This window comes from Fictibacillus sp. B-59209 (assembly GCF_036216745.1).
Taxonomy (GTDB): domain Bacteria; phylum Bacillota; class Bacilli; order Bacillales; family Fictibacillaceae; genus Fictibacillus_C; species Fictibacillus_C marinisediminis.
This window is the reverse complement of record NZ_JARMMC010000018.1, coordinates 583,111-600,985: the sequence shown is the minus strand read 5'-3', so window position 1 is coordinate 600,985 and position 17,875 is coordinate 583,111. Positions and strand designations below refer to the sequence as shown.

The window sequence follows — 17,875 nt, the reverse complement described above, 5'->3', positions numbered from 1 at the left end:
CGAAGCTTTCCTTGTCCTGCGGGACTAGCGTGACAGGTGAGACTCCCGCCGGTGCTAGCACCAAGAGGCTCACCGCACGCCCCGCGGAAAGCGAGCAGCCTGGAACGGAAATCAACAGCTTACAGACTTCTTGGACAGCCCCATTTTATAATTAGGATTACGTTATTCTCCGAGAATTAACGATCACCCTCAGGAGGGTTTAGTTTTCTTTCTGATGACGAAGTTTTCTTTGTAGCTTTTTTATTTCTTTCCTCATTTTGTTCATCTTCAAAATCTTCTAACGGAAGTTCATCAGCAGGCATGACGAGCTGATCCCGCTCCAGTTGTTTTTCCTGGCTCTGTTTAAAGGCATTCTCTTTGTCGTTTCGATCAAGCAATTCCTTTTGTTTTTTATGGTTATCCATTATATGTTTCTCTCCTTTAAATGAGACTGTATGGTAACTATAGCCCTTATCAGGATTTTAAAACCTGCTGCCGATGAAAATAAATTCAAGTTACTGTATTTTAACATTTGACAAACGAGTAATGTGCCGTAAAATATAGGTAAACGTTTACATTCTGAAAAGTATAAAGGTTCTACCTCGTCTGATACGTAAACGTTTACTTATAAACAGAAGAGGTTATTTCTTACATAAATAGAAGGAGTGGAACGCAATGAAGGTTACCATCTGGAATGAAAATCGCCATGAGAACAAAAATCCGGCTGTACGCTCGGTGTATCCTGAAGGAATTCACGGTGCCATCCAGCAATTTTTATCAAAAGCAGGGGTAGACGCAGATACCGCAACTCTTGATGAGCCAGAACACGGGTTAGGCCAGCAGACTCTTGATCAGACAGACGTTCTTGTCTGGTGGGGACATATAGCACACGATGAAGTAAAAGAGGAAGTAGTAGAGCGCGTTTATCAGCGTGTTCTGGATGGTATGGGATTAATTGTCCTTCACTCTGGACACTTCTCAAAAATCTTTAAAAAACTAATGGGCACTTCCTGCGATTTGAAATGGCGGGAAGCAGATGAAAAAGAACGTCTATGGGTAGTCGATCCATCCCATCCGATTGCTTCTGGAATCAGTGAATATATTGAGTTGCCTCAAGAAGAGATGTACGGAGAGCATTTTGATATCCCGGCTCCTGATGAACTGGTTTTCGTCAGCTGGTTTGAAGGCGGAGAGGTGTTCAGGAGCGGGTGCACATACAAGCGCGGGAAAGGAAAAGTTTTTTATTTCCGTCCGGGACACGAAACCTATCCTACCTATCATAATGCCGATGTACAAAAGGTCATTTTAAATGCCGTTCAATGGGCAAAACCTGCAGGAAGCGATAAACCGGTTTACGGGAATGCAAAACCTCTTGAAGCAATTGGTGCCAATCAAAACTAAAAGGAGTGGAAGACAGGATGATTAAAGTTGGAGTCATTGGATGCGGAAGCATCGCTCAGCACAGACATTTACCAGAGTATAAAAACAATTCACAAACCATCATTGCAGCAGTATGCGACATTAATCATGAACGAGCGGATCACATTGCCAAAGAATACGGTGCAAAAGCGTACTATTCTTATGAAGATCTGCTTAATGATCCTGAAATTGAAGCTGTCAGTGTGTGCACACCCAATTACCTTCATGCGCCCATTTCCGTTGCTGCATTAAACAGCGGCAAGCATGTTTTATGCGAGAAACCGATGGCGACTTCACTTGAGGAAGCAGAGCAAATGATCCTTGCCAGTGAGAAAAACGGGAAAAAACTAATGATCGCTCATAATCAGCGTTTTGTCCGATCTCATGAAAAAGCGAAGGAATTGATCGCTGGTGGAGAACTGGGCAGGGTTTACAGCTTTAGAACAGCATTCGGACATCCTGGGCCAGAAACATGGAGCGCAGAAGGCACGGACAGCTGGTTTTTCAAAAAAGAAAAAGCATTTATCGGAGCGATGGGAGACCTTGGTGTTCACAAAACAGATCTGATCCGCTTCATATTAGGTGAAGAAGTGGATGAAGTGGCATCTTTTGTGGAAACATCTTCAAAGAAAAACGCTACCGTAGATGATACAGCGGTATGTATATTAAAAACAGCAAGCGGAGTGATCGGAACACTTGCAGCGAGCTGGTCCTATGTCTCAAAAGAGGACAACTCTACTATTATTTATGGAGAGAAAGGAATTTTGCGCCTCGAGGAAAGCCCTGAGTATTCTTTGATCGCTCAATACAAAGATGGTTCAACTGTAAACTACTCTCTGGGCCAGATTCAGACGAATGATTCAGGGGGCCAGAATGATTCACGCGTGATCGGCAAGTTTGCAGATTGCATCCTGAACGACACAGAGCCAGCTGTATCCGGAGAAGAAGGAAAACGGTCTCTTGCTGTCATTATTGCTGCACTAAAAGCAAGCGAAACGAAGAAGACAGTGAGTCTCGAAAACGGGGTGCTCGCATGAATCTGCTAAAAGTAGGCTTGATTGGGGTCGGAGGAATCGCTGAAGGAAGGCATATTCCAGCCATTCAAAATTTAGCTGAAAAGGCAGTGATTACGGGTGTAAGTGATTTAAACGTTCATCGTGCTGAACAGATTGCAGAGAAGTATGATATTCCATCTGTGTATGAGAATTATCATGAGATGCTTCCTCACATTGATGCCGTAATCATATCAACTCCAAACAAGTTTCATGCAGAAATTGCGGTAGCGGCACTCCATGCCGGTGTCCATGTGTTATGTGAAAAACCAATGGCGCTGTCTACCGAAGAATGTGACCGGATGATTCAGGCTTCAAAAGAATCAGGCAAAATTCTTTCCATCGCTTATCACTATCGTTTTATGAAAAATGCCCAGGCTGCCAAAAAGGTGATGCTAGAAGGTGAGATCGGCGAGCCGCTTGTCATCAGAACCCAGGGGCTCAGAAGAAGAAAGGTTCCAGGCTGGGGAGTCTTTACAAATAAAGAATTGCAGGGAGGGGGAAGCCTGATCGATTATGGCTGTCATCTGCTGGACTTGTCCTTATGGCTGATGGGCAATCCTGTTCCTGTGGAAGTCATGGGCTCTCAATATAATCTTTTGAGCCGTACTCCTGACCAAGTTAATCTTTGGGGTGAGTTTGACCATAAAACATTTGAAGTGGATGACCATGTAACAGGGTACATCCGTTTTGAAAACGGTGCGTCTCTTTTATTAGAAACCTCATGGTCAGCCAACATTAAAGATGATGTGGAGAATGTTAGCATTTCTGGTGAAAAAGGCGGGCTGGATGTTTTTCCTTTTCACTTGAATCAGGCAAAACACGGCATGCTCCTTAATTCTGAGGCATCCTTTATTCCAGGTGATGAAAACCCTGGAAATCCGCAGGCGGAGAATTTTGTAGACTGCTGTCTCGGCCTGGCTGAACAGGTCGTCAAGCCGGAGGAAGCACGAATGGTCTCTATGCTTATTGAAGCCATCTATAAAAGCAGCCTTACTGGGAGCAGCGTTAAACTTGATTATCGAAAGGAAGTGGAGAGTCAATGAAGTTAGGTGTATTTACCGTATTATTTTCAGATATGCAGTTTGAACAAATGCTCGATCATGTGAAGAAAGCCGGCGTTAAGGCCGTGGAGATCGGGACAGGGAATTACCCGGGAAACGCACATTGCAACTTAGATGAACTTTTGGACAGTGAAGAGAAACGAAAGAATTTTCTCCATCAGGTGAAATCAAGAGATCTAACGATCAGTGCTCTCAGCTGCCATGGAAATCCGCTCTCTCCTGACCAGGAGTTTGCCCGTCAATCTCATGACACGTTTGTTAAAACCGTCGATCTTGCTAATCTGCTAGGAGTGCCTGTCGTCAACTGTTTTTCAGGCGTACCTGGGGATCATGAAGGAGCGAAATACCCAAACTGGCCGGTTACACCTTGGCCGAATGAATATGGCGACATCTTAAAATGGCAATGGGAAGAAAAACTGATTCCTTACTGGCATGAGTGGGGACAGTATGCCAAGGACAAGAACGTAAAAATTGGCCTTGAACTGCATGGGGGATTCCTCGTTCATACTCCTTACACATTGTTGAAACTTCGTCAAAAAACATGTGATGCCATTGGTGCCAACCTTGATCCAAGCCATCTGTGGTGGCAGGGGATTGATCCGATAGCGGCTATCAAAATACTAGGCAAAGAGAATGCTATCCATCATTTCCATGCCAAAGACACTTATATTGATCAGGATAATGTGAACTTATATGGATTGACTGACATGCAGCCGTATGGTGAAGTTCAATCCCGTGCGTGGAGTTTCCGTTCAGTAGGATGCGGACACAGCGTACAGGAATGGTCCGATATGATCAGCGCGCTTCGTACCTATGGTTATGACTATGTGGTCAGCATTGAGCATGAGGATCCCCTTATGTCCATAAACGAAGGATTTGCCCGCGCGGTGAAAAATTTAAATGATGTGATGATTGAAGAAACTCCTGCAGATATGTGGTGGGTTTAGCATAAAAAGCAGCAGGCCATTTACACGCCTAGCTGCTTTTTTGTAAGAATATTGCGCTTTTCTATTTTTTTGGTTTGACCTCATTTTGAAGAACATACCAGTTCTGAGGAAATGCTGGCCCCAAAAGCCAATAGCTGATGCCTCTTAATTGATACTGTTTGGCTGTGGTGAATTTTGCTTTTATGCTCCTTGCATCTTCAAACCATACGATATGCTGGGCGCCGCTTCCATCATAATAATTGTAAAAGGGCGATTGAGCCTTCTCATCATATTGAATCGATGCTCCGTAACGTCGAGCCCGGTCGACCGCTTCTTGGGGAGAGACAGTCTGAGCATACGTTCCTTGAACAAAAGGCAGCTTCCAATCATAGCCATACAGAGGGACACCCATGACAAGCTTGTTAGCTGGTATTTCAGTCAATGCATATTCCAGGACTTTCTTTACTTCGCTTAAAGGTGCAACCGCCATCGGTTTGCCGCCGATCCATCCCCATTCATACGTCATAACAATGACAAAATCTACGATTTCACCATGTGCCCGATAATCATGAGCTTCATAGAGAATTCCTTTTTGTCCTGCGCTAAGCTTTGGAGCGAGCGCGGTGGATGTGATATATCCAAGAGGTTTAAATAAGGATACGGTCCGCCTTAGAAACTGGTTGTAAGCTTCCCTCTGGTTAGGGCTAATGTATTCAAAATCGAAGTTAACCCCTTTATATCCCTTGTTCTTCATGACCGAAAGAATAGTGTTAAGCAGTTTACTCTGAATGCTGGTGTCCGAAAGAACAGCGCTGATGAGTTCAGTATCGAATGTCCCGTTTTGAAAGTTGGTCACTACCATTAAAGGAGAAATGCTTTCTGATTTGGCTGCGGGAAGGACGACTTCGTCTTTTGGAGGGTTAAGTGTCCCGTCCTTGTTGATGGTATAGCTGAAAGGCGTAATATACGTTAAATATTTTCCTTTTGAATGTATTTCTTTTTGAATAGCGGGGGTATAGCTGCTGATGTAGGCATTGATTTCTTTTACCGGCCTCTCGAAAGGAATGGTCAGTTTTTGTCCGGGATAAATAATATGTGCAGCCGATAAATTATTTTCTTCGGCGATTCCTTGAATGCTTGCGCCATACTTCATGGAAATCACATACAGACTGTCGCCTGGGTGCACAACATGGACGGGGATGATGAGTTCTTGGCCTATATAAATATAAGCCGTCTTTTCTATATTGTTCCGGTCCACAATGGCTTGAACGGAGGTATCCCATCGGCCGGCTATTAAATACAGGGTATCGCCTTGCTGTACACGATAGCGCGGAAAGGGAGGAGGGATCACCAGTGCCTGGCCGATAACCAGTGAATTGGGATCTCTTACATCGTTTTCGTTCATGATGACTTGAAGATCAACACCATAGTGATGGGCAATACCCCATAGGCTGTCACCCTGCTGAACCACATGGATGTGCATATCAACACCCCCCCATAATATATCTCTACCTAATGTATTAAAAGAGAACAGATATTATGAAGAATACACTCTTAAAAAGAAAGAGATGATAGAGGAGCGCGTGAAAAAAACATAAAAAAACCCAGCTGCTAAAGAGCTGGGCTATAGTTTGTATTATTCTCCGAGTGTTTCTTTAGATGCCTCAGGAGAAGGTGGTATTTCGGGATCGTTTTGAGTGGTTGGTGAAACAGCCGAATTCTCATTTTTGTTTTTCATCGAATTAATCTTTTCCTTAGCTTGAGAAGTCATTTGACTGGTTATATCTTTCACGCTTCCCACCATGTTAGAAGCCTTTTCTTTCCCAGCCATTGTTCCCAGACGAGTTTTCAATTTTGCTTCGTCCTTCATTTGGATCGTTTTTTCTTTTAGATTAGATGTTTGATTGGATAAATCCCGGCGCATTTCCTTTCCGGATTTTGGAGTCAGTAATAGAGCGGTTGCGGCTCCAACCAGCCCCCCAACAAGAACACCTTTGGTAAAGTTGGTTTTGTCTTTGGTGTCAGTTGTTTTCGTTGTTTGATTGTTCATTGTCGAATTCCTCCTTTTCATCTTCTATACCCGGATGGACTTATCGATAAACATAGGGAATAGCAAGAAAAAAGGATCATATTATAAGTCCAGGGACTTAAATATGATCCTGTTTCATCTTTATTTTAGCTCGGGGAGCATGCGGATTTCTTGAGCCATCTTTGATTTGCAAATCGGGCATTTTGGTGTTTCCTGCAGAGAGTAATCTGCTCTCATCCAGCATGTGCACTCCTCATTTTCACATGCCCATACTTTCGTTTCTACGTCAGGAACTGGTTCGATCGGGTTTTTGGAAAAAAAGGCCATGGGTATCCCCCTTAAGTGTAATACTTACATTATACTCCTTTTTGGCAACTTTTATGAGTAAAAAGACTTTCAAACTTTTTAAAAGGTTTGAATCCGTTCATAGTTTCTGCTCATGAGCTCCGTCTTTTTCCGTATAATCTCTGCGATTTCAGCCGGTTGTACGACCAGGGCATCGCTGCCGAGGGACCATATTAATTCTGCAAATCTGTGAATATCATTTGTCAGTATATACATAGAAATGAGCCCGCTGTCATCGGTCTCTTGTATGACATGAGAAGAGAGAGAGGGATGTCTCAAAGCCTTCTGAATGCCTTCGCCTTCTAATTTAATATGTAACTGAAGCTTTTTGGAAGGCGGAAGAAGATCTGGCCAATTCGTGATCGTCACTTCTGAGAAATCCATTAAAGCTTGATGTTCAATTTGAATTGCTGCTTGTTTTACATCTTTTAAATCAATCACTTGAAATTCGTTCTCTGTATGGCTGTAACAGGGGCTGTACCAGCTGCCGCAGTCACAATAGATCCCGATTGGCTGAAGTCTGCCGAGCTTGGTGTTCCCTCCCAGCTCATAGTGCGCGGTGACCAGGCACTGCTCCAATGATGCGTCCAGAAAAAGAGGCAAGAAAGGTACGGGATCAGGGTAGGAAGGCAGGTGGATGAGCAATCTTTTTTGAATTTCTTCGAACCTTTTGACTGCATCATCGGGAAGGTAGTTGATAAATTTATCGTGCCCAGAGACAGCTTCCCTTCTGAAAGGGAACGATAGGCTCTTTTTGTAGGGCTGCAGAGCAAATAAGAAAGCAAGTGCCTCAGACTCTGTAAAACCGATTGGCGGCAGAATTCTTTCGTTTTCAAGTTTATATCCTCCGTGGGGACCGAATTCAGACACAATTGGCAGTCCCATATCCATCAGGGAAAGCAGGTCCCTTTGAATGGTTCGGGTTGAAACTTTAAATTCTTCTGCGAGTTCTTTTAATGTAAAGCGTTTTTTCTTGTTGATGGACAATAATAGTAGTTCATGCCGTTTAACCTTAGCCATGGATGTATCCTCAATCATATTTAAAATAGTTGTTCTAGTTTATATATCGTTCAACTATCAAGACATTTTACATAAAATTGAGGATTACTTTTTGAAAGCGCTGGCAATTGTTAACAAAATCCCAATACCAGCAGCGCTGTAAGACAGATAGGCGGGCATAGAAAGCTTACCGGAATAACCCAGAATGCCTGCAATAAAGAGCAGGGATCCTGTTGTTTGCAGGAAGGTTTTTGCCGAACTTCTGTTTTCTATGATTCTGTTCTTCATCAAAACCCCTCATTTCTTTTTATAAGGAAAGTATAAGGGCACACATGACAAAATGCACGAGCGTTAAGCATCACACTGTGCATTTTGTCAGGATCAATGTTCTATCTTTTCGTATTGCTTTTCTTTGCTGCATTTTCAAGCTTGGTTTGCGGATCTGCTGCGAATTCAGTATCACCTTTTCCTTGAGGTGTTACACTGCTGGCAGCCTGGCCCTTACCACTGCTTTTCTTCGTCACATGATCACCTCCCATTTTTTAGCGTTGCCAACCTCAGGAGATTCATTCGCTGATTTCAGGTTAAAGGAGTATTAATTGTGGAATAACTAATGAAGCAGGCATTGTCAAAGAATGAAGAGGATGTGATTCATATGGAAATCGGATTAGTGGGTCTGGGGAAAATGGGTTTTAATATTGCACAGAATATGATTGATCATGATTTTAAGGTGATTGCTTATGATACCAATAAAGAAACGGTAGATCAAATCTCTTCAAAAGGTGCACTCGGGGTGGAGACACTTGAAGATTTAGCAAAGGGTTTTACCGGACGCCGGGCGATTATTTTATTGGTTCCTGCAGGCCCTGCTGTAGACAGTGTGATCAGTGAACTGGTACCATATCTGGACCGAGGCGACATCATCATTGACGCAGGGAATTCAAAGTACAAGGATACACTTAGACGTTACGAAGAATTAAAAGAAAAAGGAATTCATTTAGTGGACTGCGGAACGAGCGGAGGTACTGAAGGAGCACGCCATGGTGTTTGTGTCATGGTCGGCGGGGATGAAGAAGCCGTGGATTATGTTGCTCCGCTCTATGAAAAAATTTCAATAGAAAACGGTTTTATGAAAACAGGAAAAGCAGGAAGCGGTCATTTCTTAAAAATGGTGCATAATGGAATTGAATACGGAATGATGCAGGCGATCGCGGAGGGGTTTGAAATTCTGGATAAAAGTGATTTTGACTATGATTATGAAGCAGTCGCAAAGGTCTGGAATAATGGATCAGTCATCCGTTCTTGGCTGATGGAACTAATGGAGAACGCATTTTCCAAACAGCCGAAACTTGAAGATATACGGGGTGTGATGAATTCTTCAGGAGAAGGCATTTGGACGATTGAGGCGGCGCTTGACTATCAGGCTACAGCCCCAGTTATTGCTCTGTCTCAGTTTATGAGGTTCAGGTCGCTCGAGGATGACACTTTCCACGGAAAAGTGGTGGCGGCTCTTCGAAACGAGTTCGGCGGACATGATGTTGTAAAGAAATAGCACCTTTTACAAAACCTTTGCCCTATTGCAGAGGTTTTTTTCATATAATGGTACATAGGAGTGTGATATAAAAGCATGAAATTAAATGAGAAATTTGTTCGAGAATCCAGAACAGTAAAATCAAGTGTGGTTCTTCCGCCGGATACGAATAATCATGGAACTTTGTTTGGCGGCAAACTGATGGCATATATTGACGATGTGGCTGCGATATCAGCGATCCGCCATGCACGCTGCAATGTGGTAACCGCCTCAACCGATTCGGTCGATTTTTTGCATCCAATCAGAGTAGGAAATTCAGTCTGCCTGGAATCTTTTGTGACGTGGACGCACAAAACGTCGATGGAGGTTTTTGTAAAAATCACGTCTGAGAATTTATTTACAGGCGAGAGAAAGGTTTGTGCAGTTTCCTTTTTGACGTTTGTCGCACTGGGTGAAGATGGTAAACCAACGCCAGTGCCAAAAGCTATTCCAGAGTCTGAAGAGGAAAAGTGGCTTCATCAAGGTGCAGAGGAACGGGCTGTCAACCGGAGAAAAAGAAGGGAAAGCAGTAAAAAACTTGCTGAAGAATTCGGCACGCAAAAGCCATGGGAATATTAAAATCTGTTTTGTGAAAGTCTTTTCTTTATAAATCTGGTTTCGTCATGTTATAATAAAGTTACCTTTTTCCAGCCAGGGATACGAGAACCCTGGCTTATTATTTTTAATCTTTCATAGCTGATGATAATAGACCAGTCTGCAGATTGCAGGCTGGTTTTTGGATGCAATGCTTGGCACCAGCGCTGGTCGGACCTTAGCTTGCCCTTTTCTTGCCATGCAAAAAAGAGTGGAGGATTGTCCCACCCTTTTTCGCTTTTGGGAGAGTTAAGATTAACGACGGAATCCGCCACCAAGTTGTTGTTCAGCCATTTGTACAAGACGCTTAGTGATTTCACCACCAACAGATCCGTTAGCGCGTGAAGAAGTGTCGGGTCCAAGTTGCACACCAAATTCAGAAGCGATTTCATACTTCATTTGGTCAAGAGCTTGTTGAGCACCAGCTACTACTAGTTCGTTTGAAGAGTTGTTACGTGCCATATGTATCACCTCCTTGTACTACTAGTTTGTATTACCACTTTGAAAATATGCATGAAAAAGAAAATTTTTTTGGAGTCACGTTTCATTCGTATTTTCGTATAGTATCTTATCCCCCTATATTTGATTAGACGCCGTGATGACCTCCCACACGGCGTTTATTTGTGTTTAGACTTTCTACCGTCACTTGATGTTCACTATCATTTTAGGCCATAAGAGGGTATACTGTTAACAAAAGGGGGTGAGTCCGATCGAGCCGATATTTGAACTGCTATGTGAAATGGACGTTATGCTGATTTCATTGGGATTAACACTGGCTCTGCTTGGTATCAGCAGACATATCATAATGCAGTGCCCAGAAACGATAAAGAAAAGGAGCCAGCTGAAGATTTCCGATCAGAACAGAACACTTAAGATACGATTGAATCCAAGTCTGTTCCAAAACTTCTGTTTTATAAGGAATCATATAACACACAGGAAATACCGGAAAGAAGCACCAGATGATAATGACAGCCACTCCTTCTTGTTGAATCACTCAGACGCAAAACCAACAAGGAGGAAATGGAATGAACAGAAAGAAACAACGATCAGGACTTACACGCGGATTACAATTTTTTACAATGATATTAGGAATATGGGTACTTGCAGGCTGCAGCAGAGCACCTGTTAACGCACAGAGCCACGGGGTATGGAGCCATTATTTTGTTTATCCCTTCTCAGAAGTGATTCAGTTTGTGGCCACCTTCTTTAACGGAAATTATGGACTGGCTATCATCTTTTTGACGATCATTATTCGCTGTATTTTATTGCCTTTTACACTTTCCCAGACAAAAAATCAGCAAAAAATGAAAGAGCTTCAGCCGGAAATGAAGCGGATTCGAGAAAAATATAAAAGCAAAGACAGAGAAACTCAAACAAAAATGCAGCAGGAAGTTATGGCCCTTTACCAAAAGCATGGTGTTAACCCCGTGTCTATGGGATGTATGCCCTTGCTGATCCAGATGCCGATTTTGCTGGCATTCTATTATGCGATTATACGGACGAAAGAAATCGCGGCACATAATTTCTTATGGTTTAACCTGGGTACACCCGATCCAACACACATTCTGCCGATTATTGCGGCTATTACCACGTTTATTCAATATAAGATAATCAATAGACAGCTTGAGCAAGTGAATCCCCAGATCCAGATGATGGGCTACATTATGCCGATGATCATCGTTTTTTCTGCCTGGAGGCTTTCTGCAGTACTGCCCATGTACTGGATTGTCGGTAACATCTTCATGACGGTTCAAAGCATTGTGATCAATCGAAAACGGAAAAATATTCAAACGACGGCCAATTCAAATTCTTAATTCGAAAGAACTCTCCATTTTGGAGAGTTCTTCTATTTTACGGTGAAGCGTCTTTGTTGTACTTAGTTGACAGATTAACGGCGGAAATTCATCATAGAAAGAGGATAAGGAGTGATAGATATGAGAGAAAAGATGGTATTTTTTGATATTGATGGAACACTGATCGATGAAAGTACAGGGAGAATTCCGGATTCCACAAAGGAAGCCCTCCATCAGCTTCGAAAGAACGGTGTTCATACCGGAATAGCAACTGGCAGGGCGCCTTTTATGTTTGCACACTTATTGAAGGAACTCGAAATGGACTCGTTTATCAGCTTTAATGGGTCGTATGTTGTTTTCAAGGGAGAAGTCATCTACAAAGCAACACTGGATGTAGAAAGGCTGAAGGAACTTGAAAAGCTTGCTGTCCAATCGGAACATCCTCTTGTTTTCCTGGATCACGCAAAAGCAACGACCAATAATGAATACGCTGATGTGGTATATGAAAGTACGAAACATTTACTAACTGAATATCCTTCGTTCGATGAGACTTACTATCATAGCAATGATGTTTATCAGGCGCTTCTTTTTTGTGATGAAGAGTTTGAGCAGCCGTACAGAAATGATTATAAAGGAACCTTTGATTTTATCCGCTGGCATCACCACGCGATCGATGTAATGCCGTTTGGAGGTTCTAAAGCAAAAGGGATTGAAGAACTTCTGAAACGCACAACGATAAAACGAGAAGATACGTTTTCTTTCGGTGATGCCTTAAATGATATCGAAATGCTTCAATCATCAGGTATGGGGATTGCGATGGGCAACGGAAGGCCTGAAGCGAAAAAAGCAGCCCATTATGTTACGAAACCAGTTGGTGAAGATGGGATTTGGCACGGTTTAAAACATGCAGGCCTAATATAGAATGTGAGGCGGACAGAGCTTTTTAGAGCTTGTCCGCTTTCTTGTCATAAAAAAAGGAAATTGGGCAGCCTGTAGGAACCTTTGTGTCATTCTGGCAGAGAGAAGGTTTCATTAATAGGCTGTAGAATTATTCTCCATATCATTTTAAAAAATGAATGGGGCTGAAGAAACTGTGAAAAAAGTACAGATCGGTATTGTCATGCTGATGTGCATCAGCCAAACACTGAGTCCACCGGCACTTCAAGCGAGCACAGATGCAGAAGCATTTGTCGCTGCTGATCATTTGAACGTCAGGAAAATTGATTCCATCTCTGCTCCAGTGATTGGGTCCGTAAGAGGAGGGGAAATACTGTCAGTCCTTTCCGAAAGAAATGGGTGGGCGCATATTGAATTTCACGGTAAAACAGGATGGGTGTCCGCTGTTTATTTAAAAAAGAGAGGAATTGGAAATAGAGAGAAGCATTACGAAGCAGGAATATGGAATGTCGTAGCGAATCGTTCATTTAGCACACAAGAAGCTTACCGGAGTGGTAGCCTTAATGGTAAGCGGATTGTAATTGACACGGGTCACTGCGGTGTTGACAGGGGAGCAAAAGGGGCGTTCCATTCTACTCTGGAATCAGAACTGACGCTTCGCACAGGTTTGCTTGCAGCAGAAAAACTGCGAGCGGCTGGAGCCATTGTTATGATGACCAGGATGAATAATGATTATTTTTCATTGGCGAACAGAGTGTTCCAAAGCGAGTCTGTGTTTGCGGATGCTTTTATCAGTATTCATTATAATTCATCTCTTAGCCCGGATGTGAGCGGATTATCTACCTTTTATAATAAATCAGGAGATCAAGAACTTGCTCAATCCATCCAGGCGGAAATATTAAACGGTGGAACAAACCTGAAGGACAGAGGGGCGAAATTCGGAGATTATTATGTAATAAGGGAGAACCAGCGTCCCGCAGCCCTAATTGAATTAGGATTTCTATCGAACCGGCAAGACGAGCTGCAGGCAGAAACACAAGGCTTTCAGGAGAATGCGGTAAGCGGAATCGTAAATGGGCTGGAAAATTATTTTAATCAAAGATAGCCAAAGTGCAGAGCATTTTATTGGCCTTTTGATAAAATATTACATATAGTGAACTATTATAGAGAAAAGAGGTATCACAGCATGAAAGGAACGGGTCTTGTCCTGGAAGGCGGGGGAATGAGGGGCGTTTATACAGCAGGAGTGCTTGATTATTTTATGGACAAGGAATTGTATTTTCCTTATGTCATTGGCGTTTCTGCCGGGGCCTGCAATGCCACCTCCTATCTTTCAAGGCAAAGAGGGAGAAACCGGGTTGTTAATATCGATTTTGTACGACATCCAGAGTACATTTCTTATAAAAATCTATTGTTGAAACGCAAAGGGCTTTTCGGGATGGACTTGATTTTTGATGAAATTCCCAAGAAACATGTCCCTTTTGATTTTGAAACGTTTGAACGTGCGACAGAACGTTTCGTGATCGGAACGACTGACAGTGAGACAGGACTGCCGGTTTATTTTGAAAAGGCGGATCATCAAGAGCATATTCTTACCGTTCTTCGAGCTTCCGCATCTTTACCGTTTATGGCACCTGTCATCGAGTACCATGGAAAAAAACTGCTGGATGGCGGAGTGGCTGACCCTATTCCAGTCAAAAAGGCAAAAGCAGACGGAAACAAAAGGAACGTCATTGTTTTAACACAGAATGAAGGCTACAGAAAACGTAAAACAAAAATGGAATGGCTGGCGAGAAGGGTATACCAATCACAGCCGGGGATGTCTGATGTTTTGCTGAACCGTTATAAACATTACAATGAAACATTGGATTATATTGAAGAACTTGAGAAGAAAAATGAAGTATTTGTAATCAGGCCAAAGCAGAAGCTGGATGTAGGAAGAGCAGAACGCAATCCTGTAAAGCTCCACGCCCTATATGAACGGGGAATTGAAGATGCGATGAACGTCTATGAACAGCTGGAAGAATGGCTTCTTTTGGAAAAGACACATTAAGGCACAAAAACGGATAGACGGATGAGAGACAAGCAGTCTCACATCCGTCTTTTGTGTTTGCATTAGTAAATGTTCTGAATCACTTCTTCTATATCCGGTTCTTTCATCTGTATGTCGAGTGGAGTGCCCCACTTTGAGATCTCCTGCAATAGAGCTGGTGAAGAAATTTTAGAGCGATCATACAAGACGGTACATTCACGGCCGTTACTTTCTGTCCTCTCAATACCATAAACCACTTGCAGTTCAGGTGGTTGTTCATAGGTGACGGTAAGAATACTGGGAAGACCAATATGATTACGCAGTTCCTCCAAAGATCCATCCAATACCATCCTTCCCTGGTTAATGACAATGACCCTGCTGCATAACTGTTCAATGTCGTCCATGTCGTGTGTGGTAAGGACGACGGTTTTATTTTCCGATTTATTCATTTCCTGCAGGAACTCCCGGATTTTATGCTTAGCTACAATATCAAGGCCGATGGTTGGCTCATCTAAGAACAAGACAGGCGGGTTGTGGATCATTGCCGCCGCAAGGTCTGCACGCATCCTCTGACCGAGGGATAATTTTCTGACTGGAGTCTGAAGAAATTGGCTGATATCAAGGATATCATCATAGTGTTTCAAGAATCTTTGATAATGGCGGTCTTCTATTTTGTACATGTGTTTCAAAATATCAAACGAGTCTATAACAGGAAGATCCCACCAAAGCTGTGTCCGCTGGCCAAAAACAATGCCAATATTTTGAGCAAGCATTTTTCGGTTCTTTTGCGGATTGATCCCAAGAACTTTTGCCTCTCCTGACGATGGATGGAGAATTCCGGAAAGCATCTTGATCGTTGTTGATTTACCTGCGCCGTTTGGGCCAATATATCCTACAAATTCACCTTCGTCTATTTTAAAAGAGATAGAATCTACGGCGTTCTTTTCCTCGTATTCCCCGGAAAACAGCGAAAGCATGGAACCGAGCATGCCTTTTTTTGATTTGTATATTTTAAAGCTCTTTCTTAATTGATGTGCTTCAATCATCGTTCAATTCCTCCTCAGGTTCCAGTGCTATGATAAAATTTGATGCCGTAATGCCAAAATTTCAAAGAGGCACAAAAGAATAAGCCAGCCACGGCAGCTGGAAGCAGCAGAAAGTACAGGTTGCCTCCTTTATGTAAAAGATAAAGCATAGGTACATAGTTCATAAATGCCACCGGTATCACCGTGAAAAAGATGATCTTTAACCAGCCGGGATAAATGTTCATCGGGTAGTTTGCGGCATTAAAAGGTGCATAGAGCGTAAACGTCTGAAAATCTTTTATCCGCTGTGTCCAGAACGCAATTGTCGCCGTAAACAGAGCGAGAGAAAATGAAATGAGCCATCCGCAGACAAGGATGACGGGAAGATAAGCGATAAGAAATACGAGTTGCTGCTCCTTGGAAAGTCCGTACAGGGAGAGGCAAAGAATAAGCAGACCCTGCAGAACACCACCAATCCGGCTGAGGTCGAGATTTTTTGAAAGGAGCAGAACGAGAGGAGAGACTGGCCGAATCAAGAGACTGTCAAATTCTCCTTCTATCATATATTTCTCAAATTCGTGGATTTCAGGAGCCATCGTTCTGTACAAAGAAAGTGAAATCGATGAAATCGCGTAGAGAACACCCACCTCATAAATATTCCAGCCTTTAATCTGATCAAAACGATTCAAAATTGCGGCTAGAAGGACAAAGTCAATCATCATGATCACGCCATAGGAGACCATAGAGAAGATGAAATTCATTTTGTACTGCATTCTTGAACGGATGCTGGCGCTGATGAGTTTTATGTATAATTTCATACTCAGCCTCCTTGAATTTCAATCTTTTGCCGGGCAAGGAATGTGATCCACTGATTCAGCAGCAGCAGGAAGAGCAGCCAGCCACCCTGAATAAGGAGAACCGAGCTGTTGGCTTTTTCAAGATAGATCATCACAGGATAATAAACCACACCTGCAAATGGCAGCCATCCAGCAAATTGTGACAATGGTCCAGGCAAAAAAGTCAATGGCACCATCTGGCCCCCAAGGGAGAACATCAGGGTCAGGTTAATAAAGTGAGCCCATGAAATTTCAGTTGTCCAGCAGGATGATATTCCAATCAAATAAAATATATTTAATGAAATACCGACAGCTAAGATGACAGAAAGGAAGGTATATACGTAGACCGGAAAGTGTTCTGGGGTATAAAATCCGACGGTAAAGGTGAAAATCAAGCCGATCGGAAGACTTCTAAAGAGGGCGTTATACCCTATCCTTCCAGCCTCCTGGCTCGTTATGTAGAAAAAATAGTTCGTGGGTCTTGCAAGTTCAAACGAGATTGCACCGTTTCTTACGCCTGCCTGAATCCCGAGACCAGCTGTTAAAAATACGGTCATCCACAGAATGCATTGGCTCGCCCCCATATAATAGGTCATGTCCATGATACTGTATGGACTTTTTTGTTCTTTTCCAGCCAGTACTCCTGTCCATATGGCGATGTAAACAAAGCCGAAGATTGCTGAAGCGGCATTATTAATAAGGTGGGACAGGCGGTATTGCATATTGCGTGAAAAACTTTTCTTGAAAAGAAGCCAGTATACCATCTCAATCCTCCTTTTTATGGTTTTTTGGCACAGGATTTTTAATATAGCAAATAATGTGAATGGAAGCAATAAGGTAAATTATCTAGTAATTTAATTGGTGGAAATTATAGAGCAATTCCTTCTTTGATTCACAATATGAAAAAAATTTTCGATTTATCTAAAAATACGTTTTTTTGAAAGGCTCAGCGGTTGTGATCAATCGTTGAGTCAGAGGAAATCATGAGTGAACAGCAAAAGCAGCTGCTTCAGATTATGGAAACAGCGCGTGACTACCGAATCAAGGTGATCGCAGAAGGGATTGAACGGAAGGTGGTAGCAGAATACTGCGAGGAGATCGGTGTTGATCTTGTTCAAGGATATCTCTTCGGGAAACCAGATCCTCTTCCCATGAAAGGCCCCCTGTTCATTTGCAATAAATAATAGTTGAATAGACTTTGGGGTGGATCGCTGGCGATGATAAGAGCCGGCAGATTTGTGTAACAAATGAAGCGCCCGAAAAGCAGATGGGGCTGTCCAGAAAGTCGAAAGGACCTTCAGGCAGCCCCTTTTTG

23 protein-coding genes are annotated in these 17,875 nt (G+C 42.8%); 11 read left to right on the top strand and 12 right to left on the bottom strand.

Going from position 1 to position 17,875, the window contains the following annotated elements; translation table 11 throughout:
- Positions 1-176 precede the first annotated feature (176 nt).
- Positions 177-404: a hypothetical protein gene (locus tag P4361_RS15935; protein ID WP_328090014.1), complete on the bottom strand. Its 228-nt coding sequence runs from the start codon at positions 402-404 to the stop codon at positions 177-179.
- 250 nt (positions 405-654) lie between these two features.
- On the opposite strand from P4361_RS15935, the gene P4361_RS15930 reads away from it, so the two are divergent.
- The 4 genes from P4361_RS15930 to P4361_RS15915 are packed head-to-tail and all read left to right on the top strand — an operon-like array spanning position 655 to position 4,461.
- The gene (locus tag P4361_RS15930; RefSeq protein ID WP_053354893.1) at positions 655-1,380 is read left to right on the top strand and encodes a ThuA domain-containing protein; all 726 of its coding nucleotides are present in this window, start codon (positions 655-657) and stop codon (positions 1,378-1,380) included.
- Between the two features lie 17 nt (positions 1,381-1,397).
- Entirely contained in the window at positions 1,398-2,435 is a 1,038-nt protein-coding gene (locus P4361_RS15925) for a Gfo/Idh/MocA family protein (protein WP_053354892.1), read from the top strand.
- On the top strand, positions 2,432-3,496 hold the full coding sequence (locus P4361_RS15920) for a Gfo/Idh/MocA family oxidoreductase (RefSeq protein WP_328090013.1): 1,065 nt from the start codon (positions 2,432-2,434) through the stop codon (positions 3,494-3,496). The genes P4361_RS15925 and P4361_RS15920 overlap by 4 nt, the downstream gene beginning before the upstream one ends.
- Positions 3,493-4,461 carry a sugar phosphate isomerase/epimerase gene (locus P4361_RS15915; RefSeq protein ID WP_328090012.1) on the top strand — a complete coding sequence of 323 codons (969 nt, stop codon included), beginning with the start codon at positions 3,493-3,495 and terminating at the stop codon, positions 4,459-4,461. The genes P4361_RS15920 and P4361_RS15915 overlap by 4 nt, the downstream gene beginning before the upstream one ends.
- A gap of 61 nt (positions 4,462-4,522) precedes the next feature.
- Here P4361_RS15915 and P4361_RS15910 read toward each other — a convergent pair whose 3' ends face one another.
- From P4361_RS15910 to sspL, 6 genes are all read right to left on the bottom strand, one after another.
- Positions 4,523-5,923: a LysM peptidoglycan-binding domain-containing protein gene (locus P4361_RS15910; protein WP_328090011.1), complete on the bottom strand. Its 1,401-nt coding sequence runs from the start codon at positions 5,921-5,923 to the stop codon at positions 4,523-4,525.
- 153 nt (positions 5,924-6,076) lie between these two features.
- On the bottom strand, positions 6,077-6,490 hold the full coding sequence (locus P4361_RS15905) for a YtxH domain-containing protein (RefSeq protein ID WP_053354888.1): 414 nt from the start codon (positions 6,488-6,490) through the stop codon (positions 6,077-6,079).
- 120 nt (positions 6,491-6,610) lie between these two features.
- Positions 6,611-6,796 carry a cold-shock protein gene (locus tag P4361_RS15900; RefSeq protein WP_053354887.1) on the bottom strand — a complete coding sequence of 62 codons (186 nt, stop codon included), beginning with the start codon at positions 6,794-6,796 and terminating at the stop codon, positions 6,611-6,613.
- A 78-nt stretch (positions 6,797-6,874) separates the two neighbouring features.
- The gene (locus tag P4361_RS15895; protein WP_328090010.1) at positions 6,875-7,834 is read right to left on the bottom strand and encodes a helix-turn-helix transcriptional regulator; all 960 of its coding nucleotides are present in this window, start codon (positions 7,832-7,834) and stop codon (positions 6,875-6,877) included.
- Positions 7,835-7,918: 84 nt separating this feature from the next.
- Positions 7,919-8,101 (bottom strand): hypothetical protein, encoded by a 183-nt coding sequence (locus tag P4361_RS15890; protein WP_248252246.1) that lies wholly within the window; start codon positions 8,099-8,101, stop codon positions 7,919-7,921.
- A 101-nt stretch (positions 8,102-8,202) separates the two neighbouring features.
- On the bottom strand, positions 8,203-8,337 hold the full coding sequence (gene sspL, locus P4361_RS15885) for a small, acid-soluble spore protein L (protein ID WP_369795751.1): 135 nt from the start codon (positions 8,335-8,337) through the stop codon (positions 8,203-8,205).
- A gap of 89 nt (positions 8,338-8,426) precedes the next feature.
- On the opposite strand from sspL, the gene gnd reads away from it, so the two are divergent.
- Complete coding sequence (gene gnd, locus P4361_RS15880) at positions 8,427-9,365, top strand: phosphogluconate dehydrogenase (NAD(+)-dependent, decarboxylating) (protein ID WP_425590268.1); 939 nt, start codon at positions 8,427-8,429, stop codon at positions 9,363-9,365.
- Between the two features lie 75 nt (positions 9,366-9,440).
- Positions 9,441-9,962, top strand: a complete 522-nt coding sequence (locus tag P4361_RS15875; RefSeq protein ID WP_053354883.1) for an acyl-CoA thioesterase — start codon at positions 9,441-9,443, stop codon at positions 9,960-9,962.
- Between the two features lie 270 nt (positions 9,963-10,232).
- On the opposite strand, the gene P4361_RS15870 is transcribed toward P4361_RS15875, so the two are convergent.
- Both P4361_RS15870 and P4361_RS15865 read right to left on the bottom strand, forming a co-directional pair.
- Positions 10,233-10,439, bottom strand: a complete 207-nt coding sequence (locus P4361_RS15870) for an alpha/beta-type small acid-soluble spore protein (RefSeq protein ID WP_053354882.1) — start codon at positions 10,437-10,439, stop codon at positions 10,233-10,235.
- Positions 10,440-10,743: 304 nt separating this feature from the next.
- Positions 10,744-10,971 carry a hypothetical protein gene (locus P4361_RS15865; RefSeq protein ID WP_328090009.1) on the bottom strand — a complete coding sequence of 76 codons (228 nt, stop codon included), beginning with the start codon at positions 10,969-10,971 and terminating at the stop codon, positions 10,744-10,746.
- A gap of 31 nt (positions 10,972-11,002) precedes the next feature.
- Between P4361_RS15865 and yidC the strand changes: the two genes are divergently transcribed.
- The 4 genes from yidC (at position 11,003) to P4361_RS15845 (ending at position 14,720) form a co-directional block, all read left to right on the top strand.
- Positions 11,003-11,791 carry a membrane protein insertase YidC gene (yidC, locus tag P4361_RS15860; RefSeq protein ID WP_082315963.1) on the top strand — a complete coding sequence of 263 codons (789 nt, stop codon included), beginning with the start codon at positions 11,003-11,005 and terminating at the stop codon, positions 11,789-11,791.
- Between the two features lie 120 nt (positions 11,792-11,911).
- Positions 11,912-12,691, top strand: coding sequence for a Cof-type HAD-IIB family hydrolase (locus tag P4361_RS15855; RefSeq protein WP_062231181.1), 780 nt, complete (start codon positions 11,912-11,914; stop codon positions 12,689-12,691).
- A 172-nt stretch (positions 12,692-12,863) separates the two neighbouring features.
- Positions 12,864-13,772 carry an N-acetylmuramoyl-L-alanine amidase gene (locus P4361_RS15850; protein WP_328090007.1) on the top strand — a complete coding sequence of 303 codons (909 nt, stop codon included), beginning with the start codon at positions 12,864-12,866 and terminating at the stop codon, positions 13,770-13,772.
- An 81-nt stretch (positions 13,773-13,853) separates the two neighbouring features.
- Complete coding sequence (locus P4361_RS15845; RefSeq protein ID WP_062231185.1) at positions 13,854-14,720, top strand: patatin-like phospholipase family protein; 867 nt, start codon at positions 13,854-13,856, stop codon at positions 14,718-14,720.
- Positions 14,721-14,782: 62 nt separating this feature from the next.
- On the opposite strand, the gene P4361_RS15840 is transcribed toward P4361_RS15845, so the two are convergent.
- Genes P4361_RS15840 through P4361_RS15830 form a run of 3 tightly spaced genes read right to left on the bottom strand, consistent with a single transcriptional unit; the run spans position 14,783 to position 17,324 of the window.
- Positions 14,783-15,745, bottom strand: a complete 963-nt coding sequence (locus P4361_RS15840) for an ABC transporter ATP-binding protein (RefSeq protein ID WP_328090006.1) — start codon at positions 15,743-15,745, stop codon at positions 14,783-14,785.
- Between the two features lie 14 nt (positions 15,746-15,759).
- Positions 15,760-16,542: an ABC transporter permease gene (locus P4361_RS15835; RefSeq protein ID WP_062231190.1), complete on the bottom strand. Its 783-nt coding sequence runs from the start codon at positions 16,540-16,542 to the stop codon at positions 15,760-15,762.
- Positions 16,543-16,544: 2 nt separating this feature from the next.
- Complete coding sequence (locus tag P4361_RS15830; RefSeq protein ID WP_328090005.1) at positions 16,545-17,324, bottom strand: ABC transporter permease; 780 nt, start codon at positions 17,322-17,324, stop codon at positions 16,545-16,547.
- Positions 17,325-17,543: 219 nt separating this feature from the next.
- Here P4361_RS15830 and P4361_RS15825 point away from each other — a divergent pair, with 219 nt between their 5' ends.
- Positions 17,544-17,744: an EAL domain-containing protein gene (locus P4361_RS15825; protein WP_328090004.1), complete on the top strand. Its 201-nt coding sequence runs from the start codon at positions 17,544-17,546 to the stop codon at positions 17,742-17,744.
- Positions 17,745-17,875: the final 131 nt, after the last annotated feature.

Coding starts and splice junctions, on each gene's coding strand:
- P4361_RS15925 (WP_053354892.1), top strand. CDS start 1,398: ATGATTAAAGTTGGAGTCATTGGATGCGGAAGCATCGCTCAGCACAGA.
- P4361_RS15890 (WP_248252246.1), bottom strand. CDS start 8,101: ATGAAGAACAGAATCATAGAAAACAGAAGTTCGGCAAAAACCTTCCTG.
- P4361_RS15855 (WP_062231181.1), top strand. CDS start 11,912: ATGAGAGAAAAGATGGTATTTTTTGATATTGATGGAACACTGATCGAT.
- P4361_RS15905 (WP_053354888.1), bottom strand. CDS start 6,490: ATGAACAATCAAACAACGAAAACAACTGACACCAAAGACAAAACCAAC.
- P4361_RS15900 (WP_053354887.1), bottom strand. CDS start 6,796: ATGGCCTTTTTTTCCAAAAACCCGATCGAACCAGTTCCTGACGTAGAA.
- P4361_RS15935 (WP_328090014.1), bottom strand. CDS start 404: ATGGATAACCATAAAAAACAAAAGGAATTGCTTGATCGAAACGACAAA.
- yidC (WP_082315963.1), top strand. CDS start 11,003: ATGAACAGAAAGAAACAACGATCAGGACTTACACGCGGATTACAATTT.
- P4361_RS15840 (WP_328090006.1), bottom strand. CDS start 15,745: ATGATTGAAGCACATCAATTAAGAAAGAGCTTTAAAATATACAAATCA.
- P4361_RS15915 (WP_328090012.1), top strand. CDS start 3,493: ATGAAGTTAGGTGTATTTACCGTATTATTTTCAGATATGCAGTTTGAA.
- P4361_RS15895 (WP_328090010.1), bottom strand. CDS start 7,834: ATGGCTAAGGTTAAACGGCATGAACTACTATTATTGTCCATCAACAAG.
- P4361_RS15830 (WP_328090005.1), bottom strand. CDS start 17,324: ATGGTATACTGGCTTCTTTTCAAGAAAAGTTTTTCACGCAATATGCAA.
- P4361_RS15910 (WP_328090011.1), bottom strand. CDS start 5,923: ATGCACATCCATGTGGTTCAGCAGGGTGACAGCCTATGGGGTATTGCC.
- P4361_RS15845 (WP_062231185.1), top strand. CDS start 13,854: ATGAAAGGAACGGGTCTTGTCCTGGAAGGCGGGGGAATGAGGGGCGTT.
- P4361_RS15825 (WP_328090004.1), top strand. CDS start 17,544: ATGAGTGAACAGCAAAAGCAGCTGCTTCAGATTATGGAAACAGCGCGT.
- P4361_RS15930 (WP_053354893.1), top strand. CDS start 655: ATGAAGGTTACCATCTGGAATGAAAATCGCCATGAGAACAAAAATCCG.
- P4361_RS15835 (WP_062231190.1), bottom strand. CDS start 16,542: ATGAAATTATACATAAAACTCATCAGCGCCAGCATCCGTTCAAGAATG.
- P4361_RS15875 (WP_053354883.1), top strand. CDS start 9,441: ATGAAATTAAATGAGAAATTTGTTCGAGAATCCAGAACAGTAAAATCA.
- gnd (WP_425590268.1), top strand. CDS start 8,427: ATGAAGCAGGCATTGTCAAAGAATGAAGAGGATGTGATTCATATGGAA.
- P4361_RS15920 (WP_328090013.1), top strand. CDS start 2,432: ATGAATCTGCTAAAAGTAGGCTTGATTGGGGTCGGAGGAATCGCTGAA.
- P4361_RS15870 (WP_053354882.1), bottom strand. CDS start 10,439: ATGGCACGTAACAACTCTTCAAACGAACTAGTAGTAGCTGGTGCTCAA.